This window comes from Helicobacter cholecystus (assembly GCF_003364215.1).
Classification (GTDB): domain Bacteria; phylum Campylobacterota; class Campylobacteria; order Campylobacterales; family Helicobacteraceae; genus Helicobacter_G; species Helicobacter_G cholecystus.
Map to the genome: position 1 here is coordinate 33,894 of NZ_NXLU01000002.1, position 17,543 is coordinate 51,436.

General features: G+C 36.6%; 13 protein-coding genes. 12 read left to right on the forward strand and 1 reads right to left on the reverse strand.

Going from position 1 to position 17,543, the window contains the following annotated elements; translation table 11 throughout:
* Positions 1–207: 207 nt before the first annotated feature.
* Genes CQA62_RS02005 through CQA62_RS02015 form a run of 3 tightly spaced genes read left to right on the forward strand, consistent with a single transcriptional unit; the run spans position 208 to position 3,727 of the window.
* Positions 208–1,023: a fumarate reductase cytochrome b subunit gene (locus CQA62_RS02005; RefSeq protein ID WP_104724604.1), complete on the forward strand. Its 816-nt coding sequence runs from the start codon at positions 208–210 to the stop codon at positions 1,021–1,023.
* Positions 1,023–3,002 carry a fumarate reductase flavoprotein subunit gene (locus CQA62_RS02010; protein ID WP_104724603.1) on the forward strand — a complete coding sequence of 660 codons (1,980 nt, stop codon included), beginning with the start codon at positions 1,023–1,025 and terminating at the stop codon, positions 3,000–3,002. The genes CQA62_RS02005 and CQA62_RS02010 overlap by 1 nt, the downstream gene beginning before the upstream one ends.
* Positions 2,999–3,727, forward strand: a complete 729-nt coding sequence (locus CQA62_RS02015) for a fumarate reductase iron-sulfur subunit (protein WP_104724602.1) — start codon at positions 2,999–3,001, stop codon at positions 3,725–3,727. Before CQA62_RS02010 ends, CQA62_RS02015 begins: the two co-directional genes overlap by 4 nt.
* A 66-nt stretch (positions 3,728–3,793) precedes the next feature.
* On the opposite strand, the gene CQA62_RS02020 is transcribed toward CQA62_RS02015, so the two are convergent.
* The gene (locus tag CQA62_RS02020; protein ID WP_104724601.1) at positions 3,794–4,918 is read right to left on the reverse strand and encodes a metallophosphoesterase; all 1,125 of its coding nucleotides are present in this window, start codon (positions 4,916–4,918) and stop codon (positions 3,794–3,796) included.
* A gap of 266 nt (positions 4,919–5,184) precedes the next feature.
* Between CQA62_RS02020 and CQA62_RS02025 the strand changes: the two genes are divergently transcribed.
* From CQA62_RS02025 to CQA62_RS02065, 9 genes are all read left to right on the forward strand, one after another.
* Entirely contained in the window at positions 5,185–5,769 is a 585-nt protein-coding gene (locus CQA62_RS02025) for a restriction endonuclease subunit S (protein WP_104724600.1), read from the forward strand.
* 2 nt (positions 5,770–5,771) lie between these two features.
* Positions 5,772–7,262 carry a type I restriction-modification system subunit M gene (locus CQA62_RS02030; RefSeq protein WP_104724599.1) on the forward strand — a complete coding sequence of 497 codons (1,491 nt, stop codon included), beginning with the start codon at positions 5,772–5,774 and terminating at the stop codon, positions 7,260–7,262.
* A gap of 100 nt (positions 7,263–7,362) precedes the next feature.
* Positions 7,363–8,268 (forward strand): Abi family protein, encoded by a 906-nt coding sequence (locus tag CQA62_RS02035; protein ID WP_104724598.1) that lies wholly within the window; start codon positions 7,363–7,365, stop codon positions 8,266–8,268.
* Between the two features lie 106 nt (positions 8,269–8,374).
* Positions 8,375–9,610 carry a restriction endonuclease subunit S gene (locus CQA62_RS02040; RefSeq protein ID WP_104724597.1) on the forward strand — a complete coding sequence of 412 codons (1,236 nt, stop codon included), beginning with the start codon at positions 8,375–8,377 and terminating at the stop codon, positions 9,608–9,610.
* Positions 9,610–11,352: an AAA family ATPase gene (locus CQA62_RS02045; protein ID WP_104724596.1), complete on the forward strand. Its 1,743-nt coding sequence runs from the start codon at positions 9,610–9,612 to the stop codon at positions 11,350–11,352. The genes CQA62_RS02040 and CQA62_RS02045 overlap by 1 nt, the downstream gene beginning before the upstream one ends.
* The gene (locus CQA62_RS02050) at positions 11,349–14,396 is read left to right on the forward strand and encodes a type I restriction endonuclease subunit R (RefSeq protein WP_104724595.1); all 3,048 of its coding nucleotides are present in this window, start codon (positions 11,349–11,351) and stop codon (positions 14,394–14,396) included. Before CQA62_RS02045 ends, CQA62_RS02050 begins: the two co-directional genes overlap by 4 nt.
* Positions 14,371–15,033 carry a M48 family metallopeptidase gene (locus CQA62_RS02055; protein ID WP_104724594.1) on the forward strand — a complete coding sequence of 221 codons (663 nt, stop codon included), beginning with the start codon at positions 14,371–14,373 and terminating at the stop codon, positions 15,031–15,033. The genes CQA62_RS02050 and CQA62_RS02055 overlap by 26 nt, the downstream gene beginning before the upstream one ends.
* Positions 15,034–15,070: 37 nt before the next feature.
* The gene (gene yaaA / locus CQA62_RS02060; protein ID WP_104724593.1) at positions 15,071–15,775 is read left to right on the forward strand and encodes a peroxide stress protein YaaA; all 705 of its coding nucleotides are present in this window, start codon (positions 15,071–15,073) and stop codon (positions 15,773–15,775) included.
* 40 nt (positions 15,776–15,815) lie between these two features.
* Positions 15,816–17,534 (forward strand): pyruvate carboxylase subunit B, encoded by a 1,719-nt coding sequence (locus CQA62_RS02065; RefSeq protein ID WP_104724592.1) that lies wholly within the window; start codon positions 15,816–15,818, stop codon positions 17,532–17,534.
* Positions 17,535–17,543: the final 9 nt, after the last annotated feature.

The window sequence follows — 17,543 nt, forward strand, 5'->3', positions numbered from 1 at the left end:
CTTGGTGATTTTAGAATTTCTAAAATAAGAAAAAAAGTGTAAATAAAAATCTATAAGATGATCAATAATATTACATTTGGTTACATTGAAATAAATTTAAATCCTTAAAAATATGTTTTTCTTTGCATAAAGTTGAGTTTTTTTGAGAGTATTTTAATAAGGTTATGAGTGAAATAACCCTCTTTAAAAAACACAAAAGGAGTATCAATGTCTTTTGAAAAGGAGATTATTGAGAGTTATGCAGGTGTAACACCTGAGCGAAAAAAGAGTCGCCTACCTGCACGGCTTGATTGGTGGCAGAGTGCCACAGGATTATTTTTGGGTTTATTTATGATAGCCCATATGTTTTTTGTTTCAAGCATTTTGATCAGTCCAAAGCTATTTGATTGGATGGTCGCAAAAGCTGAGCTTGATTTTGTATTTGGTCACAGAAAGCCCATTGTAACCTCTTTTATTGTTTTAATTGTTTTGGTTGTTTTTATGGTCCATGCATTTTTAGCAATGAGAAAATTTCCCATCAACTATAAGCAATTCTTAAAAATGAGAACTCATAAAAATTTAATGAAACATGGAGATACGAATTATTGGTGGATTCAGGCAATGACTGGATTTGTGCTTTTCTTTTTTGGAAGTGCGCATCTTTTTGTAATTATGCTCTCCCCTAATAGCCCTGATGCTTTGATTGGGATTGGTTCAGTGGCATCTTCATTACGTTTTGTTGAGCAACATTTTTGGATTCTTTATCTTGTGCTTTTAGTCGCAGTTGAATTGCATGGAAGTATTGGATTATATCGATTGGCAGTAAAGTGGGGTTGGTTTGATCACTGGGGTAAGACTCCAGAAGCCACAAGAAAAGTTTTACAAAAAGTCAAAATGGCAATGACAATCTTCTTTTTAACACTGGGATTTCTTACCTTTGGAGCCTATATCAAATATGGGATTGAATTCTCAAATCTTGAAAAAAGAATGCAAAAAGCTATGAATCACAATGAAGTCGATGTGCTAATTATGGAGGTGCAATAATGAAAATTATCTATTCTGATGCTTTGATTGTTGGTGGAGGATTAGCAGGTCTGAGATCTGCAATTGGTTGTCGGCAATTAGGACTTAAAACAATTGTTTTATCTTTAATTCCTGTGAAGCGTTCTCACTCAGCAGCAGCTCAAGGGGGGATGCAAGCAAGTTTGGGAAATGCTAAGAAAGCTCAAGGAGACAATGAAGATGTGCATTTCATTGACACAGTTAAGGGGAGTGATTGGGGGTGTGATCAAAAGGTAGCAAGAATGTTTGCAGCCACTGCTCCTAAAGCTATCCGTGAACTTGCAGCTTGGGGTGTGCCTTGGAGTAGGGTAAAAGCAGGGGAGAGAGTGGCGATCATTAAAGGACAAAAAGAGATTTTTGAAGAAGATCAACAATCCCATGGATTGATTAATGCAAGAGATTTTGGTGGAACAAAGAAGTGGAGAGCTTGTTATACAGGAGATGCTACAGGACACTCAATGCTCTATGCAGTCGCTAATGAAGCAATTAAACTTGGAACTGAAATTTTAGATAGAAAAGAGATGATTGCAGTCATTCATCATGAAGGAAAATGCCATGGTGTGGTTGCAAGAGATTTAGTGAGCGGTGAGCTGATTGCCTATATTGCGAAAGGAACGCTTGTGGCAACAGGGGGATATGGAAGGATTTATAAAAATACCACCAATGCCGTGATTTGTGACGGTGTAGCCGCTGGAGCTGTGCTTGAAACTGGAATTGCACGTTTGGGAAATATGGAAGCAGTGCAATTTCACCCTACACCCATTGTGCCGAGTGGCATCCTCTTAACTGAAGGATGCAGAGGAGATGGTGGATTACTTAGAGATGTCGATGGACACGCATTTATGGTAGATTATGAGCCAGAGAAGAGGGATTTAGCAAGTAGAGATGTTGTCAGTCGAAGAATGCTAGAGCATATTAAAGCAGGTAAGGGGGTTAAATCCCCTTATGGCGATCATCTTTGGCTTGATATTTCAATCCTTGGAGCAGAGCATATTCATAAAAATCTTAGAGATGTTTGGGAAATTGCATATTGTTTTAATGGTATTGATTTGACAAAAAAAGGGGTTTATGCTCCTGTGCGTCCAATGCAACATTACTCTATGGGGGGAATTAGAACCAATCATAAAGGAGAGAGTGCATTAAAAGGACTTTTTTCTGCAGGTGAAGCAGCGTGTTGGGATATGCATGGATTTAACCGACTTGGAGGAAATTCTGTTGCTGAGGCGGTTGTAGCTGGAATGGTTGTGGGGGATTACTTTGCAGAACATTGCAAGAATGCAGAGACTCAAATTTCAACCCAAGTCATTCAGAGTTTCCTTGATCGTGAGCAAGCAAAGCTTGAAGCAATTCTTAAGAGAGAAAATGGAGAAAATGCATTTAAGCTCAAGGCTCAGATGCAAGAGATTGTAGAAGAATACATTGGAATCTTTAGAAGCGAAGAGGGGCTTTTAAAGGCTGTAAATGGACTTGAAGAGCTTTGCAAACGCTCTGCAAACATTAGTGTTAAATATAAAGAGCTCAGTGCAAATCCTGAGCTTGAAGAAGCCTATAGAGTGCAGAAGATGATTAAAATTGCTTTATGTGTAGCTAAGGGGGCATTAGAGAGAAGAGAAAGCAGAGGGGCGCATAGCCGAGAGGATTACCCAAAGAGAGATGATGCCAATTGGCTAAAGCGCACTCTAGCTTATTGGAAAAATCCAGAGGATACATTGCCAACATTAGAATATGAAGACTTGGACATTATGGAAATGGAAATTGCTCCTGCATATCGTGGATATGGACCACAAGGAATGATTATTGAAAATGAAAAATCTGCAATTCGAGCTAAAGAAATTGAGGAGATGACAGAAAAACTCAAAGCAGAAGGAAAAAATAGATGGGAGATTCAAGATGCATTGATGCACTTTGAGCTTCAACCTCGTTATAAAGCTAGAATTGAGAGAATAGGAGAGCCACTATGAGTAACAGAGTTTTAACTTTTAAAATCTTTAAATATAACCCACAAAGTGCAGTGTCAAAGCCCCACTTTGTAGAATACAAGATTGAAGAACTTGATTCAATGACAATTTTTATTGCACTCAATCAAATTAGAGCTGAGCTTGACCAGTCTTTGAGTTTTGATTTTGTATGCCGAGCAGGGATTTGTGGAAGCTGTGGAATGATGATTAATGGTCGCCCACGACTAGCTTGCCGAACACTTACAAAAGAGTTTGAAAGTGGAATAATTACTCTTATGCCTCTTCCTGCATTCAAACTCATTAAAGATCTTTCTGTGGATACGGGAACTTGGTTTGAGGGAATGAGTAAGAGAGTGGAAAGCTGGATTCATAATAATCACAATAAGAATGTAGATTTAACAAAATTTGAGGAGAGGGTGGAGCCAGAAGTTGCAGAAGAAGTTTTTGAGCTTGATCGATGCATTGAGTGTGGGTGCTGTGTAGCAAGCTGTGGAACAAAAGTAATGAGAGATGATTTTATTTCTCCTGCAGGACTTAATCGTGTGGCAAGGTTTTATATTGATCCCCATGATGATCGAAGCGATGATGATTGGTTTGAACTTATTGGGGATGATAATGGAGTCTTTGGGTGCATGTCCCTTCTTGCCTGTCAAGATGTGTGCCCCAAAGAACTCCCTCTTCAAACAAAGATTGCTTACTTGCGACGCAAAATGGTGCAGTGTAAATAAATACTTTAAAGTGAGCGCTTAAAAAAGGGGGTGAGAAGCCTCTAAAAGAGGATTAAGGGTGGGAAATTATTTAAGCTCAAAGAGTGTTATTTCGCATTCACTTCCTAGTCTCATTGGCACTCCCCAAAATGCCGTCCCTTGATTGATATAGATAAGAGTATCTCCTAAAGTATGCAAACCTCTAACAAAAGGTTGTTCAAGTTTGACAAGGAAATTAAAGGGGAAGATTTGCCCGCCATGAGTATGTCCGCTAAGGATAAGAGAAAAGGGTGAAGGGGTAGGGAGGAGCTCAATGACTTTAGGCTGATGAGAGAGTAGAATTGTGGGAAGTGAGGGATTGAGTGCTTGGATAGTTTGATTCATATCTGGAAAAATAAGGTCTTTTTTAGGAAAGAGTTTTTGATATTTTTTTGCATTCAAATCAGCAATTCCTGCAAGATTAAGCACAGGAGTAGAATTAATTTCAAGCACAAAGCTTTCATTCACAAGAGTTTTAATCCCTAGCTTTTGGATTTCTTCAAGAATCTTGTGCGTATCATAAAAATACTCATGATTGCCTAGTGCATAAAATATCCCATATTTTGCTTTTAAATGGCTTAAAAGTTGGATTTGAGGGAGCACACTCTGGCTTGGTGCATCAATAATGTCTCCAGTCAGTAGGATTAAATCAGGTTTAAGCGCATTACTTTGAGTGATGATTTTTTTAAGTTTAGAAGAGGTGAGATAGCTCCCTCCAATATGCAAATCACTTAATTGTAAGACTTTAAGGGGTGTGGAGAGATGGGGGATATGCAGAGATTGGGTATAGATTTTTGGAGGTTGTAGGGCTTTAAAAAGAGAGTAAACAATCCCAAGAATTGCGATAGAGCATAAGCTTATCGCCCATAATCTTTGAAATTGCAAAATACTAGGAGCAAAGAGTTTGCATATCCCAAAAATCAGTAAAGAGAGCAAGGAAGTGCAAAAGAGCAAAAATAATACTCCTAGAGCCACTGAGAAATGTTGTGTGAAGAGCTTGGGGTGATGAAGAAAGGCAAGATAGGAAAGGGAACAGATATAAAGTAGGGCAGAGAGTGTAAGAGCCAAGAGTTTGTAAGTGTTTCCAAATATAGGGCGAAAGAGTCCAAAATATACACAGCCACTCATGACTAGTCCAATCAATCCAACGATGATTAATCGCTCAATATTCATTTTTACTCCTCATTGTTTTTTTATAAAATTGCGTAATATAGCAAAAAACTTAAGAAACTCAAAAAAATAGAATTAAATATTGTGTGGATTTTTGTCACATGCTAGGATCTAGGATCCCTATATAAAATCTAAAATTTTTTTAAGAAAATTTAAGGGTATTGCATATCTTTTGTGAAATAATTTATAAAATTGCATTACTCATCAATAATACAATTTATAAATTGTGATATACTGCTAATTTTAAAAATTAAGACAGTGAGGAATGAATGCAAAAACTTCAAGATATTGCACATCTTCAAGTAGGATTTACTCTTGCAAGAAATAAGGCAACACCTAGTAGTTTGCAGAGCTACTCTTATCAAATCCTTTCTATGAATGCTTTTCCTAGTGATGGAATCCAAATGATCTCTGGGCATGAAGGCTTATATGTCTGTAGTGAAAAAATTTCTGAAAATTATTTTATAAAAAAGGGTGATGTGGTGATTCGCTTAAGAGATCCTATTGGCTGTATTTATGTGTCAAAAGATGAGCAAAAATTGCTTGTTTCCTCACTTGCAGTGATTGTGCGTATAGAGAAAAGTAAGATTTTGGGTGAGTATCTCGCCTATTATCTGAATTCAAGTCTTGCACAAAGTTATTTTCAGACAAAAATAAGGGGAACAACAATTCCAATGATTAGGGTTGCAGATATTAAGCAAATGCCTATTCCCCTCCCCTCCCTAAAAAAGCAAAGCCAAATGATTGCTTTGATGCAAGAGGGGGATAGGGAAATCTCTTTTCTTAATGAGCTCATCGAGCAAAAGAGGATGCTCAAACATCAATTTTTCAAATCACTGATAACAAAGGAGTAAAAATGGCTATTGCACAAGAAACAATTAATTCAATTGTGTGGAAAGCTTGCGATGCATTTCGCGGAAGTATGGATAGCTCAAAATATAAAGACTATATTTTAAGTATGCTTTTTGTTAAATTTCTCTCTGATTTTCATAAAGAAAAGCTCCAAGAGCTTGAAAGGAAATATAAAGGGGATGAAGAGAGGATTAAGCGAAGTTTGGCTAGAGAAAAATTTATTCTTGGACAAAATTGCACTTTTGAGTATTTGCTCTCAAACAAAGAAGCTAAAAACTTAGGAGAAATCATCAACAAAGCCCTAGCCAAAATCGAAGAAGATAATCCCCACAAACTTGATGGAATCTTTAGAAATGTAGATTTTAATGATAAAAATCTTTTAGGAGAGACTAAAGAGAGGAATGCCATATTGCGCAATCTTTTAGAAGTATATTCTGATGAGAGACTTAATCTCTCTCCTAGTAAAATCTCTGGACGTGATGTCATTGGTGATGCTTATGAGTTCCTTATCGCAGAGTTTGCAAGTGATGCAGGGAAAAAAGGAGGAGAGTTTTTTACTCCTAGTGAGGTTTCTACCCTCTTAGCTAAGCTTGTGAGTGCAAAAGAAGGGGAGAGGATCTATGACCCTACTTGTGGATCTGGTTCTTTACTCATTAAATCAAGCAAAGAAGTAGGAAGTGAGAATTTTGCAATCTATGGACAGGAGAAAAATTCCCAAACCCATTCACTCTGTAGAATGAATATGTATCTGCATGAAATTAATGATGCCAAAATACAGTGGGGGGATACGATAAGAAACCCACTACAAATCCAAAATGATTGCTTAATGAAGTTTGATGTCATTGTGGCAAACCCTCCTTTTTCTCTTGATTCATGGGGGAGTGAGGAGGCAAAAGATGATAAATGGGGAAGATTCTCACACTATCCCCTCCCACCCAAGGGAAATGGAGATTATGCTTTTATCATTCATATGATCTTCTCTCTTGCTCCTAAAGGGAGAATGGGTGTAGTGCTTCCGCATGGCGTGCTCTTTCGTGGAAGTGCTGAGGGTAAAATCAGAACTCAACTCATTGAAGAAAATTTGCTTGATGCTGTGATTGGACTCCCTGCTAATCTTTTCTATGGCACTTCTATTCCTGCTTGTATTCTTATCTTTAAAAGAGATAGAGAGCAAAGTGATATTCTCTTTATTGATGCAAGCAAAGAGTTTGAAAAGGGCAAACGTCAAAACAAACTCACACAAGAAAATATCAATAAAATTCTCACCACCTATAAGCAACGCAAGACAATAGAGAAATACTCCTCCCTCGTAAGTCTTGAGGAAATAAAAGACAATGACTATAACCTCAATATTCCTAGATATGTTGATACATTTGAAGAAGAGGAAGAAGTAGATATTCCCTCTACACTGCAAAAAATTGCAAAACTTGAACAAGAGATTGCCAAAACTCAGAAAAAAATGGATCACTATCTTAAAGAATTGGGGTTAGTGTGAAAAAGTTTTTTTCAATTTTAAGCCAATGTTTAGGTTTATTACTATATGATTTTGCTAACAGACCTCTCGGGTGCTTAGCACTGACTGGGAGGTGCTTTCTATGAATTACAAAGACTTTCAAGATTATCCCCAACTCATACAAATTCTTAAAAGTAGAAAATTAATGATCACAGATGAAGATCAAGCAATTGAGTTTTTGAAAAAAGTCCATTACTATCGCTTGAGTGCCTATTTTATTCCTTTTCAATATCCTAAGAATTCAGATCAAAAAGATATTTTCAAAGATAATGTAACTTTTGAAGATATTGCAAATCTCTATAATTTTGATGCTGAATTAAGGGAATTGTTTTTTTCTTATGTCAGTGATTTTGAAATCATTTTAAGAGCCCAACTTTCTCATATACACACAAAAAAATACAATCCTTTTGGATATATGGAAGATCCTCACTCACTCAAAAGAGAGCTGAGGATTAAGGATATTTTTCTTTTTTATGAGTTTATTTCTCAAGCCAACAAAGAAAAACAACGTTCACATGAAGAGTTTATTGAGCATATCAAGAAAAAATACAAAATTAATGATCTTCCACTGTGGGTTTTAGTAGAAATATTGTCTTTTGGTGCGATGTCTAAGTTCTTTAAACTCATGCAACTTCCAGAGCAGTTAGAGTTCTTAGAATTTTTGGAAATGAAAGATATAAGAGTGAATGTATTTGAGAATTGGCTTGAATCTCTTGCCTATGTAAGGAATATTTGTGCTCATCATGGCAGATTGTGGAATAAAAATTTAGTCAAAAAATTTAAAGAAGATATCAAATATCCTTTTCTCAATCAATCAGTGTCAAGAGATAAAGTTTTCTTCGCCCTCAGTGTCCTAGCCCAAATCCTTAAAGACTCTTCGATTAAGAGACGATTTAAAGCCTTATTACAGAAATATCCTCACATTCCTACAAAATCTATGGGAATCCCTCAATCTTGGGAGACTCTAAGCCCTTGGAGCGATCTATGAAACATCAGATTTTAAACCTTCATCTCCCTAAGGTCATCAATGCAAAAAATGCACAAATTCCACAACTCTTTCCATTTTGGAAACACCCACTTACAAAGGAGGGCAGATGATCCCTAAGGGCTATAAACACACAGAGCTTGGAATCTTGCCTCGGCATTGGGAAGTGGTGAGATTGGGGGATATTGGGAAAATTATTGGTGGTGGGACTCCTGATACAAAGAATTTAAAATATTGGACACAAAAAAATGGAATTGTTTGGCTTACACCAACAGAGATTAAAACAAAATATATTATGAAAAGTGAAAGACAGATTACAGAGAAAGGGTTAGAGGAATCATCAGCTAAGAAGCTACCAATACATACCATTCTCATAACAACAAGAGCAACAATAGGGGATATTGGAATTGCAAAGGTGGATTGCACAACCAATCAGGGATTTCAATCTCTCGTGTGTTCAAATTCTCTAAACTATGAATTTGCTTACTATGTGCTACAGACATATCAAATTAAGAAGTATTTCATACGTTTTGCTTGCGGTTCAACATTTCTTGAGTTAAGCTCTAGAGAAGTTAGAAAAACAAAAATCCCTCTCCCACCTCTAGCAGAGCAGGAGAAAATTGCGGAGATTCTCAGCACTTGGGACACACAGATTCAAAATCTCTGCTCCCTTATCAAAGACAAGCAAACCCTCAAAAAAGGACTTTGCCAAATCCTCCTTACAGCCAAAACCCGCTTTAAGGGATTTGATAAGGATTGGGAAGTGGTGAGATTGGGGGATATTTTTTCAATCTTGAAAGGTATAGGACTTACAAAGGATGATATAGTCCCAAATGGAAAATTAAAGTGTATCTTATATGGCGAACTTTATACAACATATGACGAGGTTATTTATAAAGTAATAAGTCAAACCAATCTAAAACTAGGGACACTATCAAAAAAAGGAGATATTTTAGTTCCAGCTTCTACAACAACTAGTGCAATAGATATAGCAATAGCAACATCACTCGAGGAAGAAGGTATATTGCTTGGTGGGGATATCAATATTTTTAGACCAAAGATAAGAAACATTTGTAGTGCTTTTATTGCTAGACTCTTACGTGAAGTTTATAGAAACAAAATTGCAAGTTTTGCTCAAGGAACTACAATTATTCATCTTTACGCCAGTAACATACAGAAAATACCTATTAAGCTTCCACTCCTTACAGAGCAGAAAAAAATCGCAGAGGTTCTAAGTGAGGCAGATAATGAGATCAAACTCTTAGAACAAAAGCTCGAATCTCTGAAATCTCAAAAAAGAGGATTAATGCAAAAATTACTCAATGGAAAGGTGAGGGTGAAGTAATGTATTTAAAATTTATCGGAATTAAAAATATTGGAGCAATCGAAGAATTAAGAATAGAGTCTAGCTTTACAGAAGAGGGAAATCCTAAACCTATTGTTATTGTGGGAGAAAATGGCACAGGTAAAACAATTTTGCTTTCAAGCCTTATTGATAGTTTTTATGAGATTGGAAGTATGCTTTTTGATAATATTGGAAAACAGCATGGAGCTTCAAGAAGGCTTTATAAGGTTCAAGGAGGGGGCAATTTGCGTATAAACTCACAAAATGGTTTTGTAGCTTTGGGGTTTGAAGCTTCAGACTCTCAAATTATTGAATACGCAGACACAATAAAAGCCAATATACAAGAGATTCAAAGGATGTTTCCCTCATTTAAATTACAATTCCAATCTACTGGGAAAAGTATTACTCAATTTAATAATCAAATTAAAAAAAAATTACAATTAGAGTGGAAAACCCAAGCTCATTATTATCAACCTGCATATCGCTATGAAGAACCATTTTGGAAAAATCCTGTATTTTATGAAGAATCTCTTTTTAAATTGCAACGAAGGTTTATAAATAACCTTAATAAGGAAATAGAGATAATTTCATCTTCTGAAAAAAATAAAAGCTTTGTTATGGATATTGTTTTAGATTCATATCTTTATTCAGGTGAGAATCAAAAAAGACTAGAAGTAATCAATAGCTTAATTCAGAGAATTAAGGGGGATTCTGAAGCTCATCTTGCTTTTAATAGAAGACAAATAACAAATTCAAGAATTACCATTTTCTCAGGAGGTAAAATGCTTGTTCCCAGCATTGATTGTCTTTCTTTAGGAGAGAGTGTTTTATTTAATATGTTTGTCAATATTATTAGACATTGTGATTTGTTCGAATCCTCAATGGAAGAAATGAGAGGTATTGTCGTTATTGATGAGGTTGATATACACTTACATAGTAAACTCCAAAGCGAGATTTTGCCAAGTCTCATTGAGCTTTTTCCAAAAATTCAATTTATTCTTACAACCCATTCTCCTCTTTTTGTTTTGGGAATGCAAAAAGAGTTTGGGGATGAGGGATTTGATCTTATTGAAATGCCAACAGGGAAAAAAATCACAACAGAGAGATTTAAGGAGTTTGATGAGGCTTATAGAGTTTTGACTGAGACAAAAAAATTTCAAGATGATTTAGAAAAACAAATTGCAAATACTCATAAGTCTTTTGTTTTTGTAGAGGGGAGTATTGACATTGACTATATTGAAAAAATATGTGAACTATTTGAGTGTAAGGATATTTTAGATAAAGTGCAACTTTGTGATGGAGGTGGATATCAAAATCTTAATAAAATATGGGAAATGAGGAAAAACAACTTCTTTCAAAATATAAAAAACAAAGTTTTGCTTCTCTATGATTGTGATACAAAAACCAAAGACGAAAAAAATGAAAATTTAGTAAAAAGAATTATTCCTCCACTAGAAGTTTCTTTAGTTGATAGGGGAATAGAAAATCTTTTTTCTAAAAATACGATTAAGAAAATCGATGTAGAAAACCCTCAATTTTTTACTTATTTCTCAGAGATGAAAACGAGGACAGATGGGAAAGAGGAGACTATTCCTGAAAGATATCAAGTCAATAATAATCAAAAAAGAAATCTGTGTAATTGGATTTGTGAAAATGGCACAAAAGAAGACTTTGAAAACTTTAAAGTAATTATTGAGATTTTAGAAAACTTTTTACAAGAAGAAAATAAGGAACCCCAATGAAAACCTACTCAACCACAGAATACGCCACCATTCAAAAGCCTCTTATAGAGTTTCTTAAAAAAATGGGCTATACCTATATCTCTCCCCAAGAGATGCAAAATATGAGAGTAAATGCAAGTGAAGTGATTCTTAAAGACATTTTACGCACTCATCTATCTAAAGCCACTTTCACACACAAAGGAGAGAATATCCCCTTCTCCCTTGAAGGCATTGCAAGAGCATTGCGAGAGTTACAATCCCCTAGCGCTGAAGGGCTTCTTAAAAGCAATGAAAAGATAAGCAATAAGCTCCTTTATGGTATTGAAGTCCCCCAAACTCTGCAAGATGGAAGTGTCAAAAATCAAACCCTCCCCCTCATTGATTTTTCTAACCCTTATGCCAATGATTTTAGTTTCACGCAAGAGTTTGAAGTGCTTAGAGTGCAAAAGGGGGAGAGGCAAAGGCATAGACGCCCTGATATTGTAGTTTTTATCAATGGTATCCCCATAGTCGTCATTGAGCTTAAAAAATCAAGTGTAAGCATAGAAGAGGGGATTTCTCAGATGATTCGCAACCAAAAAGAAGAGGAGATTCCTCAGCTTTTTAGATTCATTCAGCTTACTTTTGTAGGAAGCAACCAAGAGGCTAAATATGGCACAGTAGGCACACAAAAGAAGCATTATGCAAGCTGGGTGGAAGAAGATGAGAAATATCTGCCCCCATTTTTTGGTGAATTAAATGCTAATGCTATAGAAAAACTGATGTATTCACTTCTCAGTAAAGAGCGATTATTGGAGATGATTAGCTCTTTTATCGTGTTTGAAAAATCTAGCAAAAAAGTTGCACGTCATCAGCAGTATTTTGCAATCAAGCAAACGCTTAAAAGAGTGCAAAGCCACAGTGGAGAGGTGGGAGAAAAACCAAGAGAGGGCGGGTTAATCTGGCATACACAAGGCAGTGGAAAGTCTCTGACAATGAGCCTTCTAGCCACAGAGCTTAAGCACTCTATCTCTGGAGCTAAAATCATCATTGTCACTGATAGAAAAGATTTGGACACTCAGATTCATAAAGTCTTTGGCAATGTGGGCATATGTGTCTCCCAAGCCAAAAGCTCTACACATCTAAAGGAGCTTTTAGGTCAAGGAGTGAGTGTGATCACAACTTTAGTGCATAAATTCCTATCCCTTAAAGATAAAGTAATCCAAGAGGGTAGAGATATTTTTGTGCTTGTGGATGAGGCTCATCGCACACAGGGTGGAGAGCTTCATGCATGTATGAAAAAGGTTTTCCCTAATGGGTGCTATATTGGCTTTACAGGCACACCTTTACTCTCTAAAGAAAAAGGCTCATTGCAGAAGTTTGGGGGATTTATCCATAAATACACCATTAAGCAAGCCCTTAGGGATGAGGCGGTTTTACCTCTGTATTATGAGGGGAGAATGATTGAGCAGTTTATCAATAATGAAGCGGGGCTAAATAAGAGATTTGAAATTCTGTGTAGGGATTTAAGTGATGAGCAAAAATCTGATCTTAAGGCTAAATTTACCCAATTTAGAAAAATAGCTCCCAATCTAGAGCGATTGGAGTGGATTGCATGGGATATTTATAATCACTTCAAAGCCTATCCCTTTAAAGCAATGCTTGCCACAAGCTCTAAGTATGAAGCCATCAAATATCATCAAATCTTTCAAAGCAAGGGTTGGCTAAGAAGTGCTTTTGTCATCTCTGCTCCTGATATGAGAGAGGGGTATGAAGAGGTAGAGAGTGACAATGCAGATGAAGTGCGAAGAGCTTGGGAAGAGTTGATGAAAAAATATTCAAATGAAGAAGCTTATATGCAATACATTCAAGATGAGTTTGTGCATGGGGATGAGATAGAGCTTTTAATCGTTGTAGATAAGCTCCTTACGGGGTTTGATGCACCCAATATTGGCTGTTTGTATATTGATAAGTCTCTTAAAGAGCATAATCTCCTCCAAGCCATTGCACGAGCCAATCGACTTTTTGAAGACAAGGAATGTGGGTTAATTATTGATTATCGAGGGTTATTGGAGGATTTAAGCAAGGCCTTGAGCGAATATGAGGCACTCTCAGGATATGACGCACACGATATCGCTCAAGCAGTCATCAGTCTTAAAGAACACTCTTTGGGCATAAGGGAGAAATATCAAGCTTTAGAGAAGTTTTTTTCTGGAGCAAAAAGCCAAGAGGATTATGAGGTCTTTTTGGGGGATAAGGAAAAACGCGAAGAGTTTTACTCTCTTCTTTTGGAGTTTTCAAAAAGTCTTAAACTCCTTTTCTTAGGAGAAGGATATCAAGAGGATTTTACTTCAAAAGAGATTGAAACTTTTAAGAGGGCATTGAAATTTTATATACAGCTTAAAAGTAGTGTGCAGATTCGCTATCATCAAAAGGTGGATTTTAAAGCTTATGAGAAGCAAATGCAAGAGCTCCTTGATCGCTATGTTGGGGCAAATGAAGCTCAGGTACTTGTTGAACTTGTAAAAATATTTGATGAGAATTTTTTAAGTGAGGGCGAAGGGATAACACAGAATGCACAAGCAGATAGAATCTTGAGTGCGACAAGTCAAGTTGCTATACAAGAGAGGGAAAAAAATCCATTTTTCTATGATGATTTAAGTCAGCGGATTAATAGGATTTTAGAGGATTATAGACAGAATAGAATCGATGAGGCTACAAAACTTTTGAGAGCCAAAGAAATTTATCAAGAGCTTAAGGGTTATAACAATAACACAGACCAAAACTATCCCAAAGCCTTAAACAAGATTGCTCAAAAAGCTTTTTATGATAATCTCAAATCAAAGTTTAATGATGAGCAAAAACTTATAGAATTTGTGCTTAGACTTGATGAAGTGTTTGTGCAAAAGTCTCAAAAACCCGATTGGGAACATAATAGTGAGGTGAGTAAGCAAATTGAGCAAATTATTGATGATTTACTCTATGAATATGAGGTGGATATTGCCTCTAATAGGGTGGAAGAGTTGATTGTGCAAATCAGAGAAATAGGGCAAAAAAACTATGCAGGAAGTCAAAATAGTTTATAAAGAGATTAAAAATATTATTCTTAAGGTTAAGCCTTCTTGTGAAGTGGTTTTAAGTGTGCCAAAAGATACAAGCAAAAAAGAGATTGAATATATTTTACACAAAAGAAAAGAGTGGATAGAGCAGAGGTTGGAGAGGTTTAGAGAGAATCAGCCTTTAGCTAAGCAACTTTTAAGTGGTGAAGATATTTACTATTTGGGCAAACGCTATCGTCTTAAGGTGCTTGTGCGCGAAGTTGAGGGGGTGAAGCTTAGAGGGGGATATCTTGAGGTCAGTGTAAGAGAGAGGGAGGATTATAAACGCAAAGAGAGGCTCATTAAAATGTGGTATCAGACAAGAGCTAGGCAGTATTTTAGGGAGGCTTTGGATAAATACAGCACATTGCTAGGCTTTGAGAAAATCCAAACTCTTAGAATCAAGGAAATGAAAACAAGATGGGGGAGTTGCAATCCTACTAAAGCCTATATTAATCTTAATCTTGCTCTTATCCAAAAGAATAAGAGAGCTATTGAGTATGTTGTTTTGCACGAACTTGCTCATCTTAAATATCCTCATCATAATAAAGATTTTTATCATTTTGTGATGTTATATATGCCTGATTGGAGGGAGAGAAAGCTTAAACTCCTTGAGGGGATGTAGGCTATCATTACATTACTGCATCATAAAGGAATTAAACATGAAAGTTTTATTTTCTCCTTCTGAAGGTAAGATTTTCCCCACATTAGAGGGAAAAATGAGTGAAAAAATCTCTAAGATTTATAAAAGTTATTTTGATTTTACCCAAAGTGCAACTGAAAGAGAGCTTGGCAAGATGATGGGTTATTCTAAACTCTGTGATATCACTCAAGCACTGGGTGTAATCACTTCTTTTCCTAAGCTCTCTTCTGCTATAGAACTTTATAATGGGGTGGCTTATGATGCTCTGGCTTATCATACTCTTAAAGAAGAAGAGAGGGTGTGGATTAATAGGCATACTTTGATTTTTAGTAATCTTTTTGGCGCGGTGGGTGCAGAGGAATTATTGCCCTTTTATAAACTCAAGCAAGGAGAGGGGTTTAGCGCTTTTAGCTCTAAGGAGATTTATAAAGCTTGTGAGAGAGAACTTGATGAGGTCTTGAATGAAGAGTTTGTGCTAGATTTAAGGGCAGAGTTTTACAAAAAGCTCTATATGCCCAAAGTCCATCATTTTTCTATGGAGTTTTATAAAAATGGCAAAAAGGTGAGTCATTTTGGGAAATACTATCGTGGCATCGTGCTTAGAGAATTAGCGAAATGCAAAGGAATGGAGGGCATAGAGGAAGCATTAGAGCAATATGGACTTTTAAGCAGTGGGAGTAAAAATTCCAAAATTTGCACGACTTTAACTTTTACTCTCTCCTAAGGTTTGATAAAATTGTGCTTTTAAGCTAGAAGGAAAGAAAATGAAGGGCATTAAAATTACTGAAAACTCATTACGAGACGGGGTGCAATCACTTCTAGCCACACGTGTGAGCACACAAGATATGCTTGAGGTTGCTAGAATTTTTGAACCTATTGGCTTTCATAGTGTTGAGGTATGGGGAGGGGCAACTTATGATGCATGTTTGAGATATTTGAATGAAGATCCTTTTGAGAGATTGAAACTTTTTAAAGAAATTTTTGTCAAAACTCCGCTCCAAATGCTTCTAAGGGGTCAAAATCTTGTAGGTTATCGCCACTATAGTGATGATGTGCTCAAAGAATTTATTGCCTTAAGCACTCAAGGGGGGATTGATATTTTTAGAATCTTTGATGCTCTCAATGATAGTTCAAATCTCAAACTGAGTATTGAGGAGGTGCGAAAGAATGGGGCAGAGGCTCAAGGGGCAATTTGCTATACCACCTCACCCGTGCATCACTTAAAATTTTTCATCTCCTATGCTAAAGAGCTTGTAGAGCTAGGCTGTCAAAGTCTTGCAATTAAGGATATGGCAGGACTTTTGCGACCTTATGATGCTTATGAGTTGGTTAAAGCAATTAAAGAAGAGGTGGGTGTGCCTTTGAGTGTGCATATTCACGCAACAACGGGATTTGCTTTTGGTTCAATGCTTAAGGCTATAGAAGCAGGAGCAGATGTGCTAGATTTAAGTAATTCAGCCCTAAGTGGTGGGACCTCTCACCCTTGCACTCAAGCTCTTGTTGCAACACTGCAAGGCACACAATGGGATACAGGCTTAAGTCTAGAGCCAATGGAGGAAGCTTCAAAAATTTTAAGAGAGATAAGAGCAAAATATTCAGAGTTTGAATCCAGTTATAATTCAGTGGATACTGAGATTTTACTCTCTCAAATCCCAGGGGGAATGATTTCAAATCTTGCTTCACAACTCAAAGAACAAAATGCTCTAGAGAGAATGCCAGAAGTGGCAAAAGAAATTATTGCAGTCAGAGAGGATTTTGGCTATATCCCACTTGTTACACCTACAAGCCAGATTGTGGGGACTCAAGCAGTTCTTAATGTCTTGCAAAATCATAGATACAAAACTCTTACAACAGAATCAAAAAACCTTATCTTAGGGCTTTATGGAAAAACTCCAGCCCCTATTAAAGAAGAGCTTGTGCAAAAGGTTTCAAATCAAGGACTTCCCCAAAAGCCACAAAATGAATTGCAAAAGGCACAAGAGGAAAGTAGGGAATTTGCTCAAAGTAGAACAGATGTGATTTCTTATGCACTCTTTGGGGATGTGGCAAAGAATTTTTTAAAAGGGGAGAGAAAGCCCATTGTGCCTAGTCCTAAGACAAATTTAGGCCATCATTTCCAAGCTAAACTTTTAAGACAAGATTATAAAATTGAGATTTTAGAAGTGCAGAGCACCCAAGAGGGAGAAAGCGTAAAATTAAGGATTGATGATGAGGAGAAGGAAGTGTTCTTTAGCGCATCAAATCCAAAAAGTGGAGAGTATGAGGAAAATGAAAAGGCAATTTATTCTCCAATGGGCGGGACTCTGAGCAAGATCTTTGTCAAAGAGGGGGATAAAATCACAAAAGATACAGTGCTTGGCGTGGTTGAGGCAATGAAGATGGAGAATGAAATTCTTAGTCATCAAGAGGGGGAGATTGCTCAAGTGTGTGTAGAATCTGGAAGCAATATCCAATCAAGCACAATCTTGTTTTTACTCAAGTAGAAAGGAAAA